A 17,964-nucleotide genomic window follows, 5' to 3' on the forward strand; every position below is an offset into this window, starting at 1 on the left:
GCCTTTTCGCACGGGCCCCCATGACTGGTTTTCGTTCCGACTTCATGCGCACCCTCGAGGAGCGCGGCTATATCCACCAGTGCTCCGATGCCGAGCGCCTGGATGCCAAGGCGTGCGAAGGGCCCATCACCGCCTATATCGGCTTCGATGCCACCGCCTCCAGCCTCCATGCCGGGCATCTTCTGTCCATCATGATGCTGCGCACGCTCCAGCGCACCGGGCACACCCCCATCGCGCTCATGGGCGGCGGCACCACCAAGATCGGCGACCCGTCCGGCAAGGACGAGGCGCGCAAGATGCTCACGGACGAGCAGATCAATTCCAACATCGCCTCCATCCGCCGCGTCTTCTCCCGCTTCCTGGACTTCGATGCCGGGGCGATCATGGAGAACAATGCCAACTGGCTGGACGAGCTGAAATATATCCCGCTGCTGCGGGAGGTGGGGCCGCACTTCACCATCAACCGCATGCTGACCTTCGATTCGGTCAAGCTGCGGCTGGAGCGCGAGCAGCCGCTCACCTTCCTCGAATTCAACTATATGATCCTGCAGGCCTACGACTTCGTGGAGCTGAACAAGCGCCATGGCTGCGTGCTGCAGATGGGCGGCTCCGACCAGTGGGGCAACATCGTCAACGGCATGGAACTGGGCCGTCGCATGCACGGCGCCGACCTGTTCGCGCTGACGACGCCGCTTTTGACCACCTCCTCCGGCGCCAAGATGGGCAAGACGGCGGGCGGCGCCGTGTGGCTGGATAGCGACCTGCTGCCGGCGTTCGAATATTGGCAATATTTCCGCAATACCGGCGATGCGGACGTGGTGCGCTTCCTGAAGCTCTTCACCGAGCTGCCGCTGGACGAGATCGCCCGCCTCGGCGCCCTGGAAGGCCAGGAGATCAATGTGGCGAAGGAAATCCTCGCCACCGAGGCCACCGCTCTGCTGCACGGCCGGGAGGCCGCCGAGGAGGCCCGCGCCACCGCCCGCGCCACCTTCGAGGAAGGCGCCTTGGCGGTGAACCTGCCCACCATCGAAGTCCCCGCCGCAACGCTGGAGGCGGGCCTTCCCGTCGCCACCGCCTTCGTGACCGCAGGCCTCGTCGCCTCCACCTCCGAAGCCCGCCGGCAGATCAAGGGCGGCGGCCTGAAGGTGAATGATGCCGGGGTGGCCGACGAAAAGGCCGTCCTCACCCCGCGTGACCTCACCCCCGAGGGGCTGCTGAAGCTCTCGCTGGGCAAGAAGCGGCATGTGCTCTTGAAGCCCGTCTGACACGAAAAACCGCCCGGCCATAAAAAACCGCCCAGCTTAACGCCGGGCGGTTGCCTTCAGGGCTGTCGAGACGAGGGGGAGACCCGGTCAGCGCTTCCAGCGGCCCTCATACTTGAATTCGGGGGCGGCCTTGAGGGCGTCGCGGGTGGTGTTCATCACCGCCGTCCATTTGGCGTCCTTGTCCGAATAGGCGATCTTGATGGCGTTGGGCCGCACGATCACATAGCGCTCGCCGATGCCGAGGAAGCCGCCCACGGAGAGGATGTAGCCGGCCAGCTCGCCCTGGGAGAGGATGAGATCCTTGATCTCGCCCACGCTCTCGTTCTGGCCGTTCACCACATTGAGGCCGATGAGGTTGTAGCTGAGCACGTCGGTGGGACGGGCGGCGGTGAAGGTCTCGGTGGCGACCGCATTCTGCGCCATGGCGCCCGCCTGGGGCACGATCAGAGCGGCAGCGGTGGCGAACGCGATCAGGGTCGTCTTCATGGGAAAATCATCTCCTGCCGAGGCGCGCGAAGCCGTTCGGGCAGCGGTCACCCGCCCGGGGCATCACATGCCAAGTCGTTGAGAGAAGGACGCTCTTTGAACCGGCGCCGCGCGTCCGGGACAAGCCTCCGTCTCAGCAGGATAAATTCCCAAGCGGGGCCATTGGTTCCGGGGCGGCCGGAAAATACCCGCTTGCGGGTCAATATCACCCCGCTGGGCGCCGACGCCGATACGTGGCTGTCTCTCACGCCTTTGCGGACAAGCCCAGCCATGACGGCCCTTCCCGCAGCCGGGCACAAACCGGGGGCAAGAGCGAGGGAGGTGGTCCGCCTTATCGCGGCGGCACTGGCGGGGCGTCGTTCTGGTCGCGGAACTCGAACATCTTGCGCAGGAAGCCCGGCGCCACGGCGGAGAGCGGGTTCACGGTGAGGCGCGGCCCGCTCAAGGGGCCCACAATCTCGAAGGTCACGCCCACCAGGCCCTCGTTCGGCCCGCCGCCCAGGAGCGCGCCGATCACGGGCAGCTTGGAGAACAGATTGTTGAGGCCATAAGCGGGCACGTAGGTGCCGCGAATGCCGATGCGCTCGGCGATGAAGTCCACCGAGCCGTCCAGCGTCACGCCCGCCACCGGCCCCCAGATGGCCGCCTCGCGCACGGCGATGGCGCCGGGGGTGCGGGTGAACTTGGCCTGCGCCTTCTGGAACACCGCCGTGCCGGCTTCCGCCTTGCCGGAGGAATCTCGGGCGGCGTCGGAGAGGATGGCCAAGCCCGGCTCGCCGCGCACCACGAAGTCGCGCAGATTGAGCGTGCCTTCCTGGGGCGAGGGGTCGGAGCGGGGAGGATCGAAGATCACCCACATCTCGCCGCCATCGATCTTGGGATAGACGTCGAGGAAGCGCAGCACCGCGCCGGCATCCGAGGTGGTGACCAGCATGGCGCGCTTGCCATTGGGCATGCTGCGAATTTCGCCGGCCACCGTGCCGTCGCGCCCGGCCTTGGCGCTCAATTGGAAGCTGCGCAGTTCCACGCCCCGCCGGCCCAGCGACAGGTCCATCTGGCGCAGCACCTCGCCATGATTGCCGGTGAGGGCGCCGATCTTGGCCTCCACGTCCACATCCTGGCCGGTGCGGTTCTGCCGTTGCTCACGCCGCGCCGCCGCGCTCGCCGAATTGGCGGCGGCGGCGGTGGCCGGCGTGCTCATGAGGCTCTTCATGATGCCGCGCGCATCGATCACCTCGCCGGTGATCTTCACCTTCAACACGTCGCCCGCCCGGTCCGCCTTCAGGCTGGCCTTGTCGCCGTCGGAAATCTGGAAGACCGGGAAGTTGGCCCCGTTCACCTCGCCCGCGTTGGACAATTCCAGCGAGCCCTTGATCAGCGTGCCCGAGCCTTCCAGCGTCAGATCGTTGATCTTGAGGGATGATCCGCTGTCCAGCGAGGCGAATTTGGCTTTCAGCGGCTTGCCGGCCGGCTTGGTGAGGCCGGGGACCAGATCGTTGATGCGGACATTGGTGAGGTCGAGCTCGATATTGGCCCGGGTGTCCTTGTTGTTGGTGGTGCCCACCAGGCGCACCAGCATGGGCCCGGTAATTGCGGGCAGGTTCACCCCCAGCTTGGCACGCGAGGCGTCATCCAGGGTGGCGTTCACCTTGATGTCGGCGTCGGCCACGTCCTTGCGCTTCTCATATTCAAAGTTCATGGGGGCGCCGGCGATCTTGCCGTCGCCGCGCAACAGGATGCCCGCCGGGGTGGCGAAGGCCGAGACGGTGGCGCCTTCCACCCGCTGGCCGGCAAACACATTGTCGAGGCCGAAATCGGTGAGCGTCGCCTCCACCGAATAGTCGGTGTCCGAGGGGTCGGCCACCTTGCGGAAGAAGATGTTGATCTGCACCAGAGCCGAGACCTTGCCCCGGGTGGTGGCGGGGTCATAGGCGGTGCCAGTGGGGCCCTTCAGCGCGTCCATGCCCAAGATCTCAACCCCCGCATCGGCGGGGCCGGCGAACTTCACCCGGACCTGCGCCTTGGGCTCGCGGGGGAAATAATCGGGCATGAAGAAGACGCCATCGGAGACCGCCAGCTTGCGGTTCTGGGGCGTCACCACGGTGCCTTCGGGGATGTCCACGCGCACGGAGCGCCCGGTGACCACCACGGAGAGGCGCATGTCGCGCAGCGGCGGCAGGCCCTTCAGCGCCATCAGGGTGAAGCCGGAGCCGGTCATCTCCAGGTGCACCGCGTCCTCGGGCAACGGCACTTCCTTCTGCCCGATCAGGTCGATGGGCATGTTCACCGTGACCTTGGTGCCGTCCACGGTGCCGCCGGAGAGATTCTCCAGCACATAGGTGCGGGCGGGCGGGGCGATGCTCACGGGCCAGAAGCGGCGCACGGTGGCGGCCGGCATGCGCGAGCCGGTGGCGGTCAGCTTGATGGTGGGCACGTCGATGCCGAAATCCACCATGCCCGCGAAGGTCAGCGAGCCGGTGGGGCCGGCAAGGGTGCCGGCATCGAACATCAGGCGCTTGTTGGCGGGCACATAGCGCCCGGTGACGGAGACCGTATCCATCACCAGCGGCGGGTCGGGCATTTCCGGGCCGGCGAACAGCACCTTCTCTTGGCGCAGCACATAGGGCCAGTCCATGCCGGCGGCGGCGGGCACGGTGATCTCGCCGGTCAGCGCGACGATATTGGCATTCTTGCCCGCCCCGAGCGGGTCGATGGTGATGATGCGCCGGACGGGGTCGAGCTTCAGGCCGAGCTTCATGTAATCGAGGACGAAGCGCTCCTGCGGGTCCTCGCCATTGCCGATCTGGCCGGCGCCCAGGTCCACACGGGCCTCCCCGGCCAACACCCGGCCGTCCCGGCCGATGCGGGCGGACACGGACGCATTGAGCGGCATGTCCATGTAGAAGCGCTTCCAGTCCTGGGTGAAGGCGTGGACCAGGTCCTCCGTCTCCACATTCTTCAGCTCGAAGGTCAGCGCCCGCTCATTATCCTTCACCGGGCCGACGCCCGCCACAAGGCTGGCGGTGCCGCTCGGCCCCTCGGTGCTGAAGGTCAGAACCGCGCCGCCGCCATCGGGGCGGTTCAGAGAGATGGAAATGTTCTCGAAGGTGATGCGGCGGCCGTTGGATTCATTCTCCACCTCCACGGTGGCATCGCGAATGCCGATCTCCCGCAGCGCGCCACCGTCGAAGACGCCATTGTCGAGATCCTCCATCCACTGGGCGAGCACCCGCAGGACGAGGGGATCGGCGCCGCCGGCAGCGGGGGCGGCTGGAGTTGCCGGCGCGCCGGGCGCGGACGCTGGGGCGGGCGCAGCCGCCGGAGCGGGCGCAGCGGGCGTAGACGTGATGGGGGTGGACGTAATGGGGGTGGACGTAATGGGGGTGGACGTAATGGGCTTGGCGCCCTTGCCGGTGGAGACCGCCAGGCTGCCGGAGGCCTCGATCTTCACGAACATCTCAGCGCCGATGAGATCGACGCGCCCCACTTTGGGCGAGAGCGTGAGGATCGGGCCTTCCATCTCCACTTCGGCGGAAGGGGCGGAGGCGATCAGTTCGCCCTTGGGCCCGAGCACGCGGATGTCGCGCACCACCAGGGCGGTGGAGCCCTTCTTGATGGTCTCGAAGGCGATGCCGCCGATCTGGACGTCATACTGGCCGCCCAGGCGCTCCTCGATGGCGCGTTCCACATAAGGAGTGGCCATGTTGGGCGTGAGCAGGCCGGTGGCGATCAGGCCGTAGATGCCAAGCGCGAGTGCGCCGGCCACGGCCACCAGCCACACCAGCGACCACATCACGATGCGCGCAAACCGCCCGCGCGGCACCAGCGCGCCGGCAAGACCCTGCGCATGGCCCCGTCGCAGGTGGCGGCCGCCCGCAACTGTCCGACCGCTCTCCTCGTTCATCCCCACATCGTGCTCCGCGCCCTCATCGTGCCCCGCTGCGCTGCACACCGCCTTTCCAAGGGCGGCAGAATGGACCATCCATGGTGTCAGGCAAGACCTGGGGAATAACCGAGGTTTGCCTGGATGTCCTGCCGGTAGGATGCGCTCACGTCGAAAGGAAGGCAGATGACGAAAATTCCCGCACCCGGCACGCCCGCGCCCGCATTTTCCCTCAAGCGGGACGGCGGCGGCGAGGTGTCGCTCAAGGACTTCGCCGGCCGCAAGCTGGTGCTCTACTTCTATCCCAAGGCCAACACCTCGGGCTGCACAAAGGAAGCTATTGCATTCAACGGGTTGCGGCAGGACTTCGAGGCGGCCGACACGGCGATCCTTGGCGTCTCCGCCGATCCGGTGGCCGCCCAAGACAAGTTCAAGGCCAAATATGACCTCGCCTTCCCCTTGGCCTCGGACGAGCAGACTGAGATGCTCTCCGACTATGGGGTGTGGGTGGAAAAGAGCATGTATGGCCGCAAATATATGGGGATAGAGCGCGTCACCCTGCTCATCGACCGCGACGGAACGGTCGCCAAAGTGTGGCCGAAGGTGAAAGTGGACGGCCACGCCGCCGAAGTGCTCGCCGCCGCCCAGGCCCTGTGATTCGCGGCGGGCGGGGGGCGGCCCCTCCCGTCCGCCATTCTCGTGCGGTCCTCAGCCGTTCCAGCCCAGATTGACGCGGGGCACCGACCAGCGCTCCACGGCGCGCGGCTCCAGCACCGGGGGGCCGAGGAGGGGCGCGGAGAGGCAATAAAGCCCCGCATGGGTGGACAGCCAGATGAGGTTGCGGTCCCACTCGATGAACACCGCCTCCGACGTGCCCCGCCGCCAGCTCATATAATCCTCGATCTCCCCGTCCCGCGGCGGCACGAAATAGGCCACCTCCTGCGGGGCGGTGGGGTCGGATATATCGAACAGGCGCAGGCCGGCATTCAGGTAGGAGAGGGCCACGATCTCCGGCCGCGCCCTGCCCGGCGCGATCCAGTGCTGCATCACCCGCGAGGAGAAGCGCCCGCGCGCCATGGCGAAGTCCTTATAGGGCGCGTCCGGATGGGGCATGGGGCGCGGGAAGAGGCCGATGATGCGCGGGTTCGCCGGGTCCTTCACATCGATCACATAGCTCGTATGGAAGGGCTCGCGGCAATCGGCCTCCAGGCTCTCGGGGATGCCGATGACGAGGTTCTGGAGATGGGGATGGGTCTGCGGGTCCGCCTCCACCGGCACCACATGGTGGTAGGGAATGCCGCCAATGGCCTCCAGCGGATGGGTCACCTTGCCCAGCACCTTGGGCCGGGTGATGTCGGAAAGGTCATGGACATAGAAGCCGAAATGGCCCCAGCCGCCATAGCCGATGCGGCCCCCGTCCTCCACGCGCCGGGGCACGATGCAGGGGGTGCGGTTGCAGGTCCAGGAGCATTGGTCGCCGGCAAACGGATAGGTGGCGCGATAGTGCGCCTCCTCCTCCAGCCGCTGGCCCGGCACCCACCAGCGCGAGACTTCCTTCACCGCTGAGGGATCGGACATGTCCATGATCATCAGGCCGTTGGAGAAGACACGCTCGGTGCTCTCCATGCGCATCTGGTCGTCCCAGCCGCAGGCCAGATACGCGTAGCGCCCGCCATCATAGAAGGGCGCATGGACGCCGTGGCCGGTGGCGCCGGTCTCGAAGGCGTTGAGCAGGACCGGCTGCTCCGGGTTCGTCACGTCATAGGTCTTGATGCCCCGGAAGCCCGGATCCTCCATGGACTTGCGGGCATAATCGGGGTGGTACTTGCCGCGCGGATATTGGGGCGTGCCGGGGGTGAGCGGCATCTGGTGGGCGACCACGCGGATCCATTTCTTCAGCGCGGTATTGAAGACGCAGCTCTGGAACACGCCGAGCCCGCTCTCGCCGATGACGCTGGCGTTGCGCGGGTCCGTGATGTCCACGAAGCCGCCCTGATAGGCGAGCATCCGCCTTTTGCCTCGCGCCCACAGGCAGGAATGCTCGTCCCCGAAGATCATCAGCTTGATGTCGGGGAAATAGGAGACCACCTCCATGTTGGAGATGTAGGAGGCGCGGTCCAGATAGGTCAGCGCGCCCGCCGGCAGGCGCAAGGGCACCGTGCCGCCGCCTTCCATCACGCCCGGGACGGGGTGAGGCGCGTCGAGATCGGGATGGGTGCCGTGGGGGTGATGATCTCCAGCCATGCGGTTTCCCTCGCCAGTGGCCCGCGCGGGCCTGCGCGGCAAGGGAACGCTAGCAGCATTGGGGCTTTATTCAAGTCACTTGAATTTCGAGAAAGAGACTTGATTATAGCCCGGGCAGCCCCTCGGCCGCCCTGGGGCCTCAGTCCACATCCTCAACCTGGGCGGGGCCCCCGCCATAGGCGCGCTGGGCGAGGGCGGCTTCCATGAACGGGTCGAGGTCGCCGTCCAGCACTTCCTGGGGGGTGCCGGAGGTCACGCCCGTGCGAAGGTCCTTCACCAGCTGGTAGGGCTGGAGCACATAGGAGCGGATCTGGTGGCCCCAGCCGATATCGGTGCGGGCGGCCTGCTCGGCGGCGGCGGCTTCCTCGCGCTTCTTCAGCTCCATCTCGAACAGCTTGGCGCGCAGCATGTTCCAGGCGGTGGCCCGGTTCTTGTGCTGCGAGCGGTCGCCCTGCGAGACCACCGCGATGCCGGTGGGAATGTGGGTCAGGCGAACGGCCGATTCGGTCTTGTTCACGTGCTGGCCGCCGGCGCCGCCCGAACGCATGGTGTCCACGCGCACGTCGCTTTCGTTGATGTCCACCACGATGCGGTCGTCGATGACCGGATAGACGTCGATGGAGGCGAACGAGGTCTGGCGGCGGGCATTGGAATCGAAGGGCGAGATGCGCACCAGGCGGTGCACGCCGGCCTCCGTCTTCAGCCAGCCATAGGCATTGTGGCCCTTGACGATGATGGTGGCCGACTTCAGGCCCGCCTGCTCGCCGGCGGACTCGTCCACCAGTTCCACCTTGAAGCCGTGCCGCTCGCACCAGCGCCGATACATGCGCAGGAGCATTTCGGCCCAGTCCTGGCTGTCGGTGCCGCCGGCACCCGCATGGACTTCCAGATAGGTGTCGTTGGAATCAGCCTCGCCCGAGAGCAGCGCGTCCAGCTCGCGGCGGGCGAGTTCGGCCTTCAAGGCGTCGAGCGCGGCGGAGGCCTCGGTGATGACGCCCTCGTCGCCCTCCATCTCGCCAAGCTCGATCAGCTCGATATTGTCGGCCAGATCCTGCGTCACCCGGTCGATGGCGGTGAGCGCGTCCTCCAGCGAGGTGCGCTCCTGCATGATCTTCTGCGCCCGCTCCGGATCGTCCCAGAGCTTGGGATCCTCGGCGATGGCATTGAGCTCCGCGAGGCGCCGGCGCGAGCGGTCCACGTTGAGGTGCTGGCGCAGCAGCTCAACGGACTTATTGACCTCGTCGACTTTCGCGGCGAGTTCCGCACGCATGGTTCACTGAGCTCCGATGAAAGGCCGCGGAAAATAGCGAGGGGGGCCCCCTGTGTAAACGGGGCCCGCCCCCTTGGCGCGAGCCCCGCACGCAAGTGGCTGCAGGATGGGTGTGCGGCTAATAAAGCCCGCCCGTGCCGGAGCGCACCGCCCGGTCGGCCTCGGGCGTCACGTCGAGGCCCGAATCGGAGGAGCCGATCACCGAATAGCTGTCGGGGGGCGCCGTGCCGGGCTTGAAGGCTTCCAGGATGGAATTCTCGCCCGGCCCGGCCCGCAGGCCGCTCTTGGGATTGATGCGCACCAGCTTGATGCCGGCGGGCACGCGGAACGGAATGGCCGGCTGGTCCGCCAGCGCATCCTTGAAGAAGTCCCGCACAATGGGAGCGGAGAGCACGCCGCCGGTGGCGCCCTTGCCCATGGCGCGGGGCCGGTCATAGCCGAGATAGACACCCACCACGAGCTGGGGCGTGAAGCCCACGAACCAGGCGTCCTTCTCGTCATTGGTGGTGCCGGTCTTGCCGGCGATAGGCCGGCCCAGCTCCTTGAGCGCCGTGCCCGTGCCGCGCTGGACCACGCCCTCCATCATGGAGGTGATCTGGTAGGAGGTCATGGGATCGAGCACCACCGGCCGCCGGTCGATGAGCGTGGGCTCGGGCTGGTTCTCCCACTTGTCGGCGTCGCAGCCGCGGCACTCGCGCTCGTCATGGCGATAGATGGTGTGGCCGTAGCGGTCCTGGATGCGGTCGATGAGCGAGGGCGTCACCTTGCGCCCGCCATTGGCGATCATGGCATAGGCGCCCACCATGCGCATGAGCGTGGTCTCGCCCGCGCCCAGCGACATGGACAGGACGGGGAGCATGTCGTCATAGATGCCGAACTTCTTGGCATAGTCGGCCACCAGCGGCATGCCCACATCCTGGGCGAGGCGCACCGTCATCACGTTGCGCGACTGCTCCAGGCCGAAGCGCAGCGTCTGCGGGCCATAGAACTTCTTGGCATAGTTCTCCGGCGTCCAGGCCGGCATGCCCGGCCCCTGGTCGATGGAGATGGGCGCGTCCAGCACGACGGTGGAAGGCGTATAGCCATTGTCGAGGGCCGCCGAATAGACGAAGGGCTTGAACGACGAGCCCGGCTGGCGCAGCGCCTGGGTGGCGCGGTTGAACTGGCTCTCGTCATAGGAGAAGCCGCCGACCAGCGCGAGGACGCGCCCGGTGAGCGGCTCCATGACCACCATGGCGCCTTCCACCTCCGGAATCTGGCGCAGGCGATACTGGCCGTCCTTGTTGGCGATGGGCTCCACATAGATGACGTCGCCGGGCTTGAGCACCTGCGACACCGAGGACACGGCACGCCCGGCATCAGGCCCCTTGGTCCAGCGCGCCCACTTCACGCCGTCGAGGGTGATAAGCCCGACGTCGCGCTGGGTGGAGATGATGCCGCCCTTCTCGCGCGGCGGCTGCAGGCCGATGCGGGCATTGTCCTTGCTGGAATCCAGCACCACCGCCAGCTTCCAGGGAATGTCGGAAAAGGCCTTCACCTCGGCGAGCTTGGCACCCCAGTCGGGGCCGAGCTCGATCTTGGTCACGGGGCCGCGCCAGCCGCGCTGCTCGTCGAACCGCACCAGTCCGTCGGTCAGCGTCTTCTTGGCGAAGCGCTGGAGCTTGGGGTTCAGCGCGGTGCGCACCGAAAGCCCGCCCTCATAGAGCTTGTTCTCGCCATAGCGGTCGATGATCTGGCGGCGCACTTCCTCGGCAAAATACTCGGCGGCGAAGATCTGCGCGCCGGTGGGCCGGGGGGTGACGTCGAGGGGCGACTTCTTGGCCGCATCCGCCTGGGCGGCGGTGATGAAGCCGTTCTCGGCCATGCGGTCGATGACCCAGTTGCGCCGGTCGATGGCGCGCTCACGGTCACGGAAGGGGTTGTAGGAAGACGGCGCCTTGGGCAAAGCGGCCAGATAGGCCACCTCGGGAATGGTCAGCTCGTCCACCGACTTGTCGAAATAGACCAAAGCCGCGGCGGCGATGCCGTAGGCGCCCATGCCGAGATAGATCTCGTTCAGATAGAGCTCGAGGATGCGGTCCTTGGAATAGGCGCGCTCGATGCGCAGGGCCAGCAGCGCCTCCTTGATCTTGCGATCGAAGGACACCTCGTTGGTGAGCAGGAAGTTCTTGGCCACCTGCTGGGTGATGGTGGACGCACCCTGCGGGCGGCGATTGGAGCCGTAATTCTGGGCATAGACCATGGCCGCGCGGAAGATGCCGGACGGGTCGATGCCGCCATGCTCGTAGAAATTCTTGTCCTCGGCGGAGAGGAAGGCCTCGATGACGAGCTTCGGCACGGACTGGATGGGAATATAGAGCCGGCGCTGGCGCGCCCATTCGGCCACCAGCGCGCCGTCGTCCGCATGGACGCGGGTCATGACGGGAGGCTCGTAATTCTGGAGCTGGGTATAGTCCGGCAGGTCCTGCGAATATTTCCACACCAGGTATGTGGCCGCGGCGGCGCCCCCCAGCAGCACCAGCGTGCCGAGCGCAAAGAGAAAGCCGAAGAACCTCAACAGCAGCCGCATACGCGGGCTCCTTCCGCCCCTGGAGCCTGGACCGGCGGGCCTTTTTGCCCGTCCGGCCTTTCAGCCTCGCCACCATCCATCACGCCTGGGCAGACCGCGCCGCGCATCCGACCCCGCTCACACCATCCCCGGCACCGTCCGGGGAGGACCAGCCGCCCACAAGCCCCAACTCCGGCGGCGACGCAAGGGTTCGTTCACGACCACGGGCTTTTGCACCCGCGCTCTGTCGCTCCCCGTCGCCGTCCGGATCTCAGGACCGGGCGCCTGACGTCCCGCTATGTTGGTCAAAAGTGGCTGCTTCGCGACCAAGGTCGCGGTTCACGTTGCGTCATATGACGCATGCCGCAGGGAAATGGCGCCCTGCGGAAAGCGGACCCAGGGCAGGCGCGATCACTTTCCCGCGGCAGGGCGGGGACTCGCGCCGGTGGGGCCGACCCCTGCGAGGCGGGGCGCGAAGAAATCGTCGATGGCCCCGGCCATGGCCTGGGCGAGCTTTTCACGCCAGGCGTCGGAGGTGAGCAGCTTCAGGTCTTCCTTGGAGGACATGTAGCCCAGCTCCACCAGCACGGAGGGCACGTCATGGGCTTTCAGCACCTTGAAGCCGGCGGACTTCAGGGGCGCCTTGTGCACCCGCCCGACACTCTTCATGGCGCCCACCATGTTGCGGGCGAAGGTGGCGGAGAAGTTGCGCGTCTCCCGCTGGGCGAGGTCGAACAGGATGCCGGCCACCTCGTCGCTTTCCTCGGAAAGGTCGACGCCGGCGATCAGGTCCGCCTTGTTCTCCTTCTCCGCCAGATGGGCGGCATCGGCGTCGGAGGCGGTTTCGGACAAGGTGTAGACGCTGGCGCCCCGCGCGCTGCCATCGTCGCGGGCGAGCGCGTCCGCATGGATGGAGATGAAAAGGGCCGCCCGGTTGGCGCGGGCGATCTGCACCCGCTCGCCCAGCGGCACGAACACGTCGGTGCTGCGCGTCATCACCACCCGGTACCGTCCGGAGCGCTCCAGTTCGGTGCGCAGCGCCAGGGCCACGTCCAGCACGATGTTCTTCTCGTTGAAGCTGGAGGCCCCCGACGTGCCCGAATCGATGCCGCCATGGCCGGGGTCGAGCACGATGACCGGGCGCACGTCGCCATCGGCCGCCGGGGCGGGTGCGAGCGCGGCGGAGGGCGCGCCCCGCGCCTCGGCGGCGGTGGCCACCGTGGTGTTGAAGGTGGCCGCGTCCGTGCGCACCAGGTCCAGCACCAGGCGGGCCGGTTGGCCTTCGGCGGGCGGCAGCACGAAGGCCTTGTCGATCATCACCGGCTCGGTGACGTCGAGCACCATGCGCGCCTTGCCCGGCGCCAGCACGCCGTAGCGGAAGCTGGAGACGAGCCCGCGCCGGGTCTGCACCCGCGTCTCTGCGAGCGTGAAGGTGACGTCGGTCAGGTCGAGGATGACCCGATAGGGATTGGCAAGGGTGAAGGCACGGAACTCCGCCGGCTTGCTGAGGTCGAGGATCAGCCGGGTGCGCTGCCCGTCGCCGGCGAGCCGCGCATCGAGGGCGGCGGCTTGATCGGGGGCCTGGGCGGCGGATGTATCCGGGACGGCGGCCTGGGCCGGTGCGGGAGGCACCGCGCTTTTGGCCGCTCCGGGCTGGGAGGAGGGCTGGCCGGCAATGGAGCCGGTGACCAGATCCTCACCTTGGACGGAGGCGGCGTCCGCAACGGGGGCGGCATCTGCCGGAACGGGCGGTGCAGTCGGCTCGCCGGCGCGGGCGAGCGGGGTGGCGAGGAGGAGGACCGCCAGCAGAACGGCCGCCAGCGCAGGAACGGCCGCTTTTGGGCTCCGGCAACCGAGATACCGCGGGGTATGGCGGAAGGCCCTGACAAGCCATGCTGCCGCAGGAACATAAGGCGTGGCGAAGACAAAGCCGCCATCCGCCGCGCCGGAGCTCTCCGTGCGTGCGCGTCTTGCGTTCCGGACCTGCGCGGCATGCCGCGTGTGCGCCACCATGGGCTCACCCTTGTCCCGAACCTCGTGCCGGTGGGCGAACGTTATCATACGAAAGGGATAGGCGCCCGCCGTTAATCGAGGGTTCACGGCGCCCGGATCGCCGCCGCGCAACCTTGCGCCACGGCTAAATGTTGCCGCTCAAACAGGCATGAACCTTGCCAAGGTGCGAGCTCGGCGTTTAAGAAGGAACTCGCATATGGTTCGCGTTCCGGAGCAGGCTGGTCGGCCCCGGGTGCGCGGCACCCGCCGATACCTCTCTCCGGCCCAGCCGGGCTTGAGGTGTCACCCGTCGCGCGATCTCCCCCGCCAGGGCTTCCATGCCAGGCCAGAGACCGGCCGGCGAGCGCGCGAAACGCGTGCGAGGGCGGAGGGTCGCCATTCGACGATAGGCCGGACACCCAATCGAAGGGGGACCGAGCGGCCATATGCCGGGGTCGGACAGCAGTCCGATCCGAACGCTTCGCTTGAGGGACTGGTCACCCAGGGCATGGACGCTCAACCGCACGAACGCCGCGCAATGCGTGCTCCCGTGTGCCCCGACGCCGAGCGCGTCGCGCTGAGGCCTGACTGCCGCCGCCCCTCACTTTCCTTCCGCCTTCATTCGTGGCGCAACGACGGTCCGCAGGCCTTGCCGCGCCGGCCGTTGCCGAGCCTTGGGTCCGCCCATGGCCGCAGCGCCGCCCAGAGAGATTTACATGGCCAACAAGATGCTCATCGATGCCACCCACCCGGAGGAGACCCGGGTGGTGGTCGTGCGCGGCAACCGGGTCGAGGAATTCGACTATGAGTCCGCGTCCCGCAAGCAGTTGCGGGGCAACATCTACCTTGCCAAGGTGACCCGCGTCGAACCCTCCCTCCAGGCGGCGTTCGTGGAATATGGCGGCAACCGCCACGGCTTCCTCGCCTTCAGCGAGATCCATCCCGACTATTACCAGATCCCGGTCGCCGACCGCCTCGCCCTGATCGAGGAGGAAGAGCGCGCCGCCCGCCTCGCCGACGAAGAGGATGAGCGCCGTGAGCGTCGCCGCGAGCGCAGCCGCCCCCGCCGCTCGGCCAGCGACGAGGCCGTGTCGGGCAATGTGGAGGAGATCGAGGACGCCGAGGTGGTGGAGACCATCGAGGACGGCCAGATTTCCGGCGGCGACGACGACGAGGATCATGACGCCCCGGTGGCGGATGCCGTCGCCGAGCCCCCCTCCGACGCCGACGAGGCCCCCGCCTCCGACGCCGCGCTTGCGGCGGACGACGAGGCCAGCACCGACGCTGTGATCGAGGCGGCCCCCGAGGCGCCCGTCGATGCCGGGGTCGAGCCCCCCGTGGCCCCCTTCGAGGCGACCCAGGACGCCCCCTCCGCCCCGGAGGCGCTTCCCGCCCCGCAGGAGCAGGCGTATGGCCATGAGGCCGAGCAGGCCGCCAGCGCGCCCGAGGGTGAGCGCGAAGAGTCCCCCGTCCTCAACGCCTTCACCGAGGCGGCGGCGGTCGAGACCTCTTCGGATGACGAGGATGACGACAGCGATATCGAGCAGATCGAGGACGAGGAAGAAGTCGTCGAGCAGCTCGGCTCCGGCGAGGATGCCCTGGAGGAAGTGCCCGAGCGCATGCCCCAGCGGCGTGGGCGCACCTACAAGATCCAGGAGGTCATCCGCCGCCGCCAGGTGATGCTGGTGCAGGTGGTCAAGGAGGAGCGCGGCAACAAGGGCGCGGCGCTCACCACCTACCTCTCGCTGGCCGGCCGCTATTCGGTGCTGATGCCCAACACCGCCCGGGGCGGCGGCATCTCGCGCAAGATCACCAATGCGGTGGACCGCAAGCGCCTGAAGGAAGTGGTGCAGGACCTGGAGGTGCCCGAGGGGATGGGCGTCATCCTGCGCACCGCCGGCGCCAACCGCACCAAGGTCGAAATCAAGCGCGACTTTGAATATCTCCTGCGGCTGTGGGAGACGGTGCGCGAGCTGACGCTGAGCTCCAGCGCCCCGAGCCTCGTTTATGAGGAAGGCTCGCTCATCAAGCGCGCCATCCGCGACCTCTACAACAAGGACATCGACGACATCCACGTCGCCGGCGAGGAGGGCTTCAAGGAAGCCCGCGACTTCATGCGCATGCTCATGCCGAGCCATGCCAAGAACGTCATCGCCTATCGCGAGCCCCAGCCCATCTTCGCCAAATACGGCGTGGAGCATCAGCTGGACGCCATGTTCTCGCCGGTGGTCCAGCTCAAGAGCGGCGGCTATATCGTCATCAACCCCACCGAGGCACTCGTCTCCATCGACGTGAATTCGGGCCGGGCGACGCGCGAGCACCATATCGAGGACACCGCGCTCAAGACGAACCTTGAGGCCTCCGAGGAGATTGCGCGCCAATTGCGCCTGCGCGACCTCGCCGGCCTCATCGTCATCGACTTCATCGACATGGAGGAGAAGCGGAACAATCGGGCGGTGGAGCGCAAGCTCAAGGACTGCCTGAAGAATGACCGCGCCCGCATCCAGGTCGGCCGCATCTCCCATTTCGGCCTCATGGAGATGTCCCGCCAGCGCATCCGCACCGGCGTGCTGGAAAGCTCCATCGAGGTGTGCCCCGTCTGCGGCGGCACCGGCCATGTGCGCTCCGCCGCTTCCGTGGCGCTGCAATTGCTGCGCGCCTTGGAAGAGCAGCTGCTGCGCTCCACCACCCACAACCTCGTCGCCCGCACCCGCGGCGAGGTGGCCCTCTATGTGCTGAACCAGAAGCGGGCCCATCTGCGCGAGCTGGAGGACCGCTTCTCCGTGACGCTGATCATCAGCGCCGACGAGAGCGTCACCGGCCACCAGCCCTTCCTGATCGAGAAGGGCGACCTTGCCGCCCCCGCCCCCGCCGCGCCCCGGTCCGGCCGCGTGGTGCAGCCCGATTCCATCCTCCCCGAGGAGGAGTATGAGGAAGAGGACGAGGCGCTGGAGGAGGCCGAGATCGCCGAGGCGACCGAAAGCGCCGAGGACAGCGAGGACTCCTCCGAGCGAGGCGAGGATGGCGGGCGCCGTCGCCGCCGCCGTCGCCGCCGCCGGGGTGGCGAGCGGGATGTGGAAGCCCGCGAGCCGCGTCCCGAAGGCGAAGCCGCCGAGGGCGAGGATGACGCCGCCGCGTCCGATGCCGACGGGGATGCCGAAGGCGAGGACGGTGACGACGAAGACCGCTCCGAGAGCCAGAACGAGCGCCGCCGCCGCCGTCGCGGCCGTCGCGGTGGCCGCCGCAATCGCCGTGAGGGCGAGGAAGGCGCGCTGTCCGAACGGGGTGAGGGCGAAGGCGAGAGCAATGAGGAGGGCGCCGAGAACGGCGAGGCCTCTTCCGAAGCCGAAGCCGAAGCCGAAGCGCCTGTGACCTATGCCTCCGGTGCCATTTCCGAGGTGCCGCAGGCGGACAATCCGGCGATCGAGACCGCCACGAGCCCCGCCGCCGAGGCTGTGCCCCCCGAAGCCGCAACCGAACAGGCTTCCGCGCCCGTGGAAGCCGCGCCGGCGCCCGTCGCCGAGGCTCCCGTGGCGCCGGCTCCGCTGACGTCGACTCCTGCGGCCGAGGTTCCGGCAGCGCCCGAAACCAAGCCCACCCGCCGCCGCTCCACGGTGCGCGAGAAGGCTCCAACCCTCGCCGCATCGTCTCCAGCAGAGCCCGTGGCAAGCGCCCCGACGGAAACGGCTCCGGTGGAAGCGGCTCCCGTGGAAGCCGCCCCCGAGGTCCCCACCCCTGAGGCCCCCGCAGTCGCGGCCGAGCCGAGCATCGATGCCACGGGTGCCGATGCGTCGATGCCCATCTCCAATGCCGACTTCGCCAGCGGCTCCGGCGTGAGCGAGGGCCCGGCCTCCGAGCCCGCGCCCGAGGCGGCACCGGAGACCAAGACGGCAAGCCCTGAAGCCGCCTCCGCCGAGGAGACTGGCAAGCGCAAGTCCGGCTGGTGGCAGCGCAAGCTGTTCGGCGAATAGTCCGACCGTCCGTTTGAACGCTCATGCAGCGGCGCCGCCTCTCCGAGGCGGCGCCGCTTGCGTTTCCGGTGCACAGCTCCGCGCGCAGCCCTGCGCAGGTGGCATGGCCGCCAGGGCCCCGCCCGCGTTATCCTTTGATCCCATGGCGGTGCCATGCACGCCGCCGACAGGTCCGCACGAAAATGCGCGGGGAGGATACGCCAGGGGCGATCCGGCGGGTTCGATCAATGCCGCCCGATCCTGACCGCCCTAGCTTTGATCGGAGACCGAGGGCCCGGCCGCTCTGGGTCGCGCCTGCGATCCAC

General features: G+C 67.8%; 9 protein-coding genes. 3 read left to right on the forward strand and 6 right to left on the reverse strand.

Annotation, left to right across the window (positions count from 1 at the left end; genetic code table 11):
• Nucleotides 1–20 precede the first annotated feature (20 nt).
• Entirely contained in the window at nt 21–1,265 is a 1,245-nt protein-coding gene (gene tyrS, locus J5J86_RS22745; protein WP_209102401.1) for a tyrosine--tRNA ligase, read from the forward strand.
• 87 nt (nt 1,266–1,352) lie between these two features.
• Here tyrS and J5J86_RS22750 read toward each other — a convergent pair whose 3' ends face one another.
• Both J5J86_RS22750 and J5J86_RS22755 read right to left on the reverse strand, forming a co-directional pair.
• Entirely contained in the window at nt 1,353–1,751 is a 399-nt protein-coding gene (locus J5J86_RS22750; protein ID WP_209102403.1) for a PRC-barrel domain-containing protein, read from the reverse strand.
• A gap of 331 nt (nt 1,752–2,082) precedes the next feature.
• The gene (locus tag J5J86_RS22755; protein ID WP_209102404.1) at nt 2,083–5,733 is read right to left on the reverse strand and encodes a YhdP family protein; all 3,651 of its coding nucleotides are present in this window, start codon (nt 5,731–5,733) and stop codon (nt 2,083–2,085) included.
• A gap of 87 nt (nt 5,734–5,820) precedes the next feature.
• Here J5J86_RS22755 and J5J86_RS22760 point away from each other — a divergent pair, with 87 nt between their 5' ends.
• Nucleotides 5,821–6,291 carry a peroxiredoxin gene (locus J5J86_RS22760; protein ID WP_209102406.1) on the forward strand — a complete coding sequence of 157 codons (471 nt, stop codon included), beginning with the start codon at nt 5,821–5,823 and terminating at the stop codon, nt 6,289–6,291.
• Nucleotides 6,292–6,342: 51 nt separating this feature from the next.
• Here the strand turns inward: J5J86_RS22760 and J5J86_RS22765 are convergent, their stop codons facing one another.
• The 4 genes from J5J86_RS22765 to J5J86_RS22780 form a co-directional block, all read right to left on the reverse strand.
• Entirely contained in the window at nt 6,343–7,878 is a 1,536-nt protein-coding gene (locus tag J5J86_RS22765) for an LVIVD repeat-containing protein (protein ID WP_209102408.1), read from the reverse strand.
• A gap of 139 nt (nt 7,879–8,017) precedes the next feature.
• Entirely contained in the window at nt 8,018–9,148 is a 1,131-nt protein-coding gene (gene prfB / locus J5J86_RS22770) for a peptide chain release factor 2 (protein ID WP_209102410.1), read from the reverse strand.
• 118 nt (nt 9,149–9,266) lie between these two features.
• On the reverse strand, nt 9,267–11,717 hold the full coding sequence (locus J5J86_RS22775; RefSeq protein WP_209102412.1) for a penicillin-binding protein 1A: 2,451 nt from the start codon (nt 11,715–11,717) through the stop codon (nt 9,267–9,269).
• A 390-nt stretch (nt 11,718–12,107) separates the two neighbouring features.
• A complete protein-coding gene (locus J5J86_RS22780; RefSeq protein ID WP_209102414.1) occupies nt 12,108–13,709 on the reverse strand; it encodes an N-acetylmuramoyl-L-alanine amidase in 1,602 nt (533 codons plus the stop codon).
• 695 nt (nt 13,710–14,404) lie between these two features.
• Between J5J86_RS22780 and J5J86_RS22785 the strand changes: the two genes are divergently transcribed.
• Nucleotides 14,405–17,659, forward strand: a complete 3,255-nt coding sequence (locus tag J5J86_RS22785) for an Rne/Rng family ribonuclease (RefSeq protein ID WP_209102416.1) — start codon at nt 14,405–14,407, stop codon at nt 17,657–17,659.
• Nucleotides 17,660–17,964 lie beyond the last annotated feature (305 nt).

Source organism: Aquabacter sp. L1I39, assembly GCF_017742835.1.
Taxonomy (GTDB): Bacteria; Pseudomonadota; Alphaproteobacteria; order Rhizobiales; family Xanthobacteraceae; genus L1I39.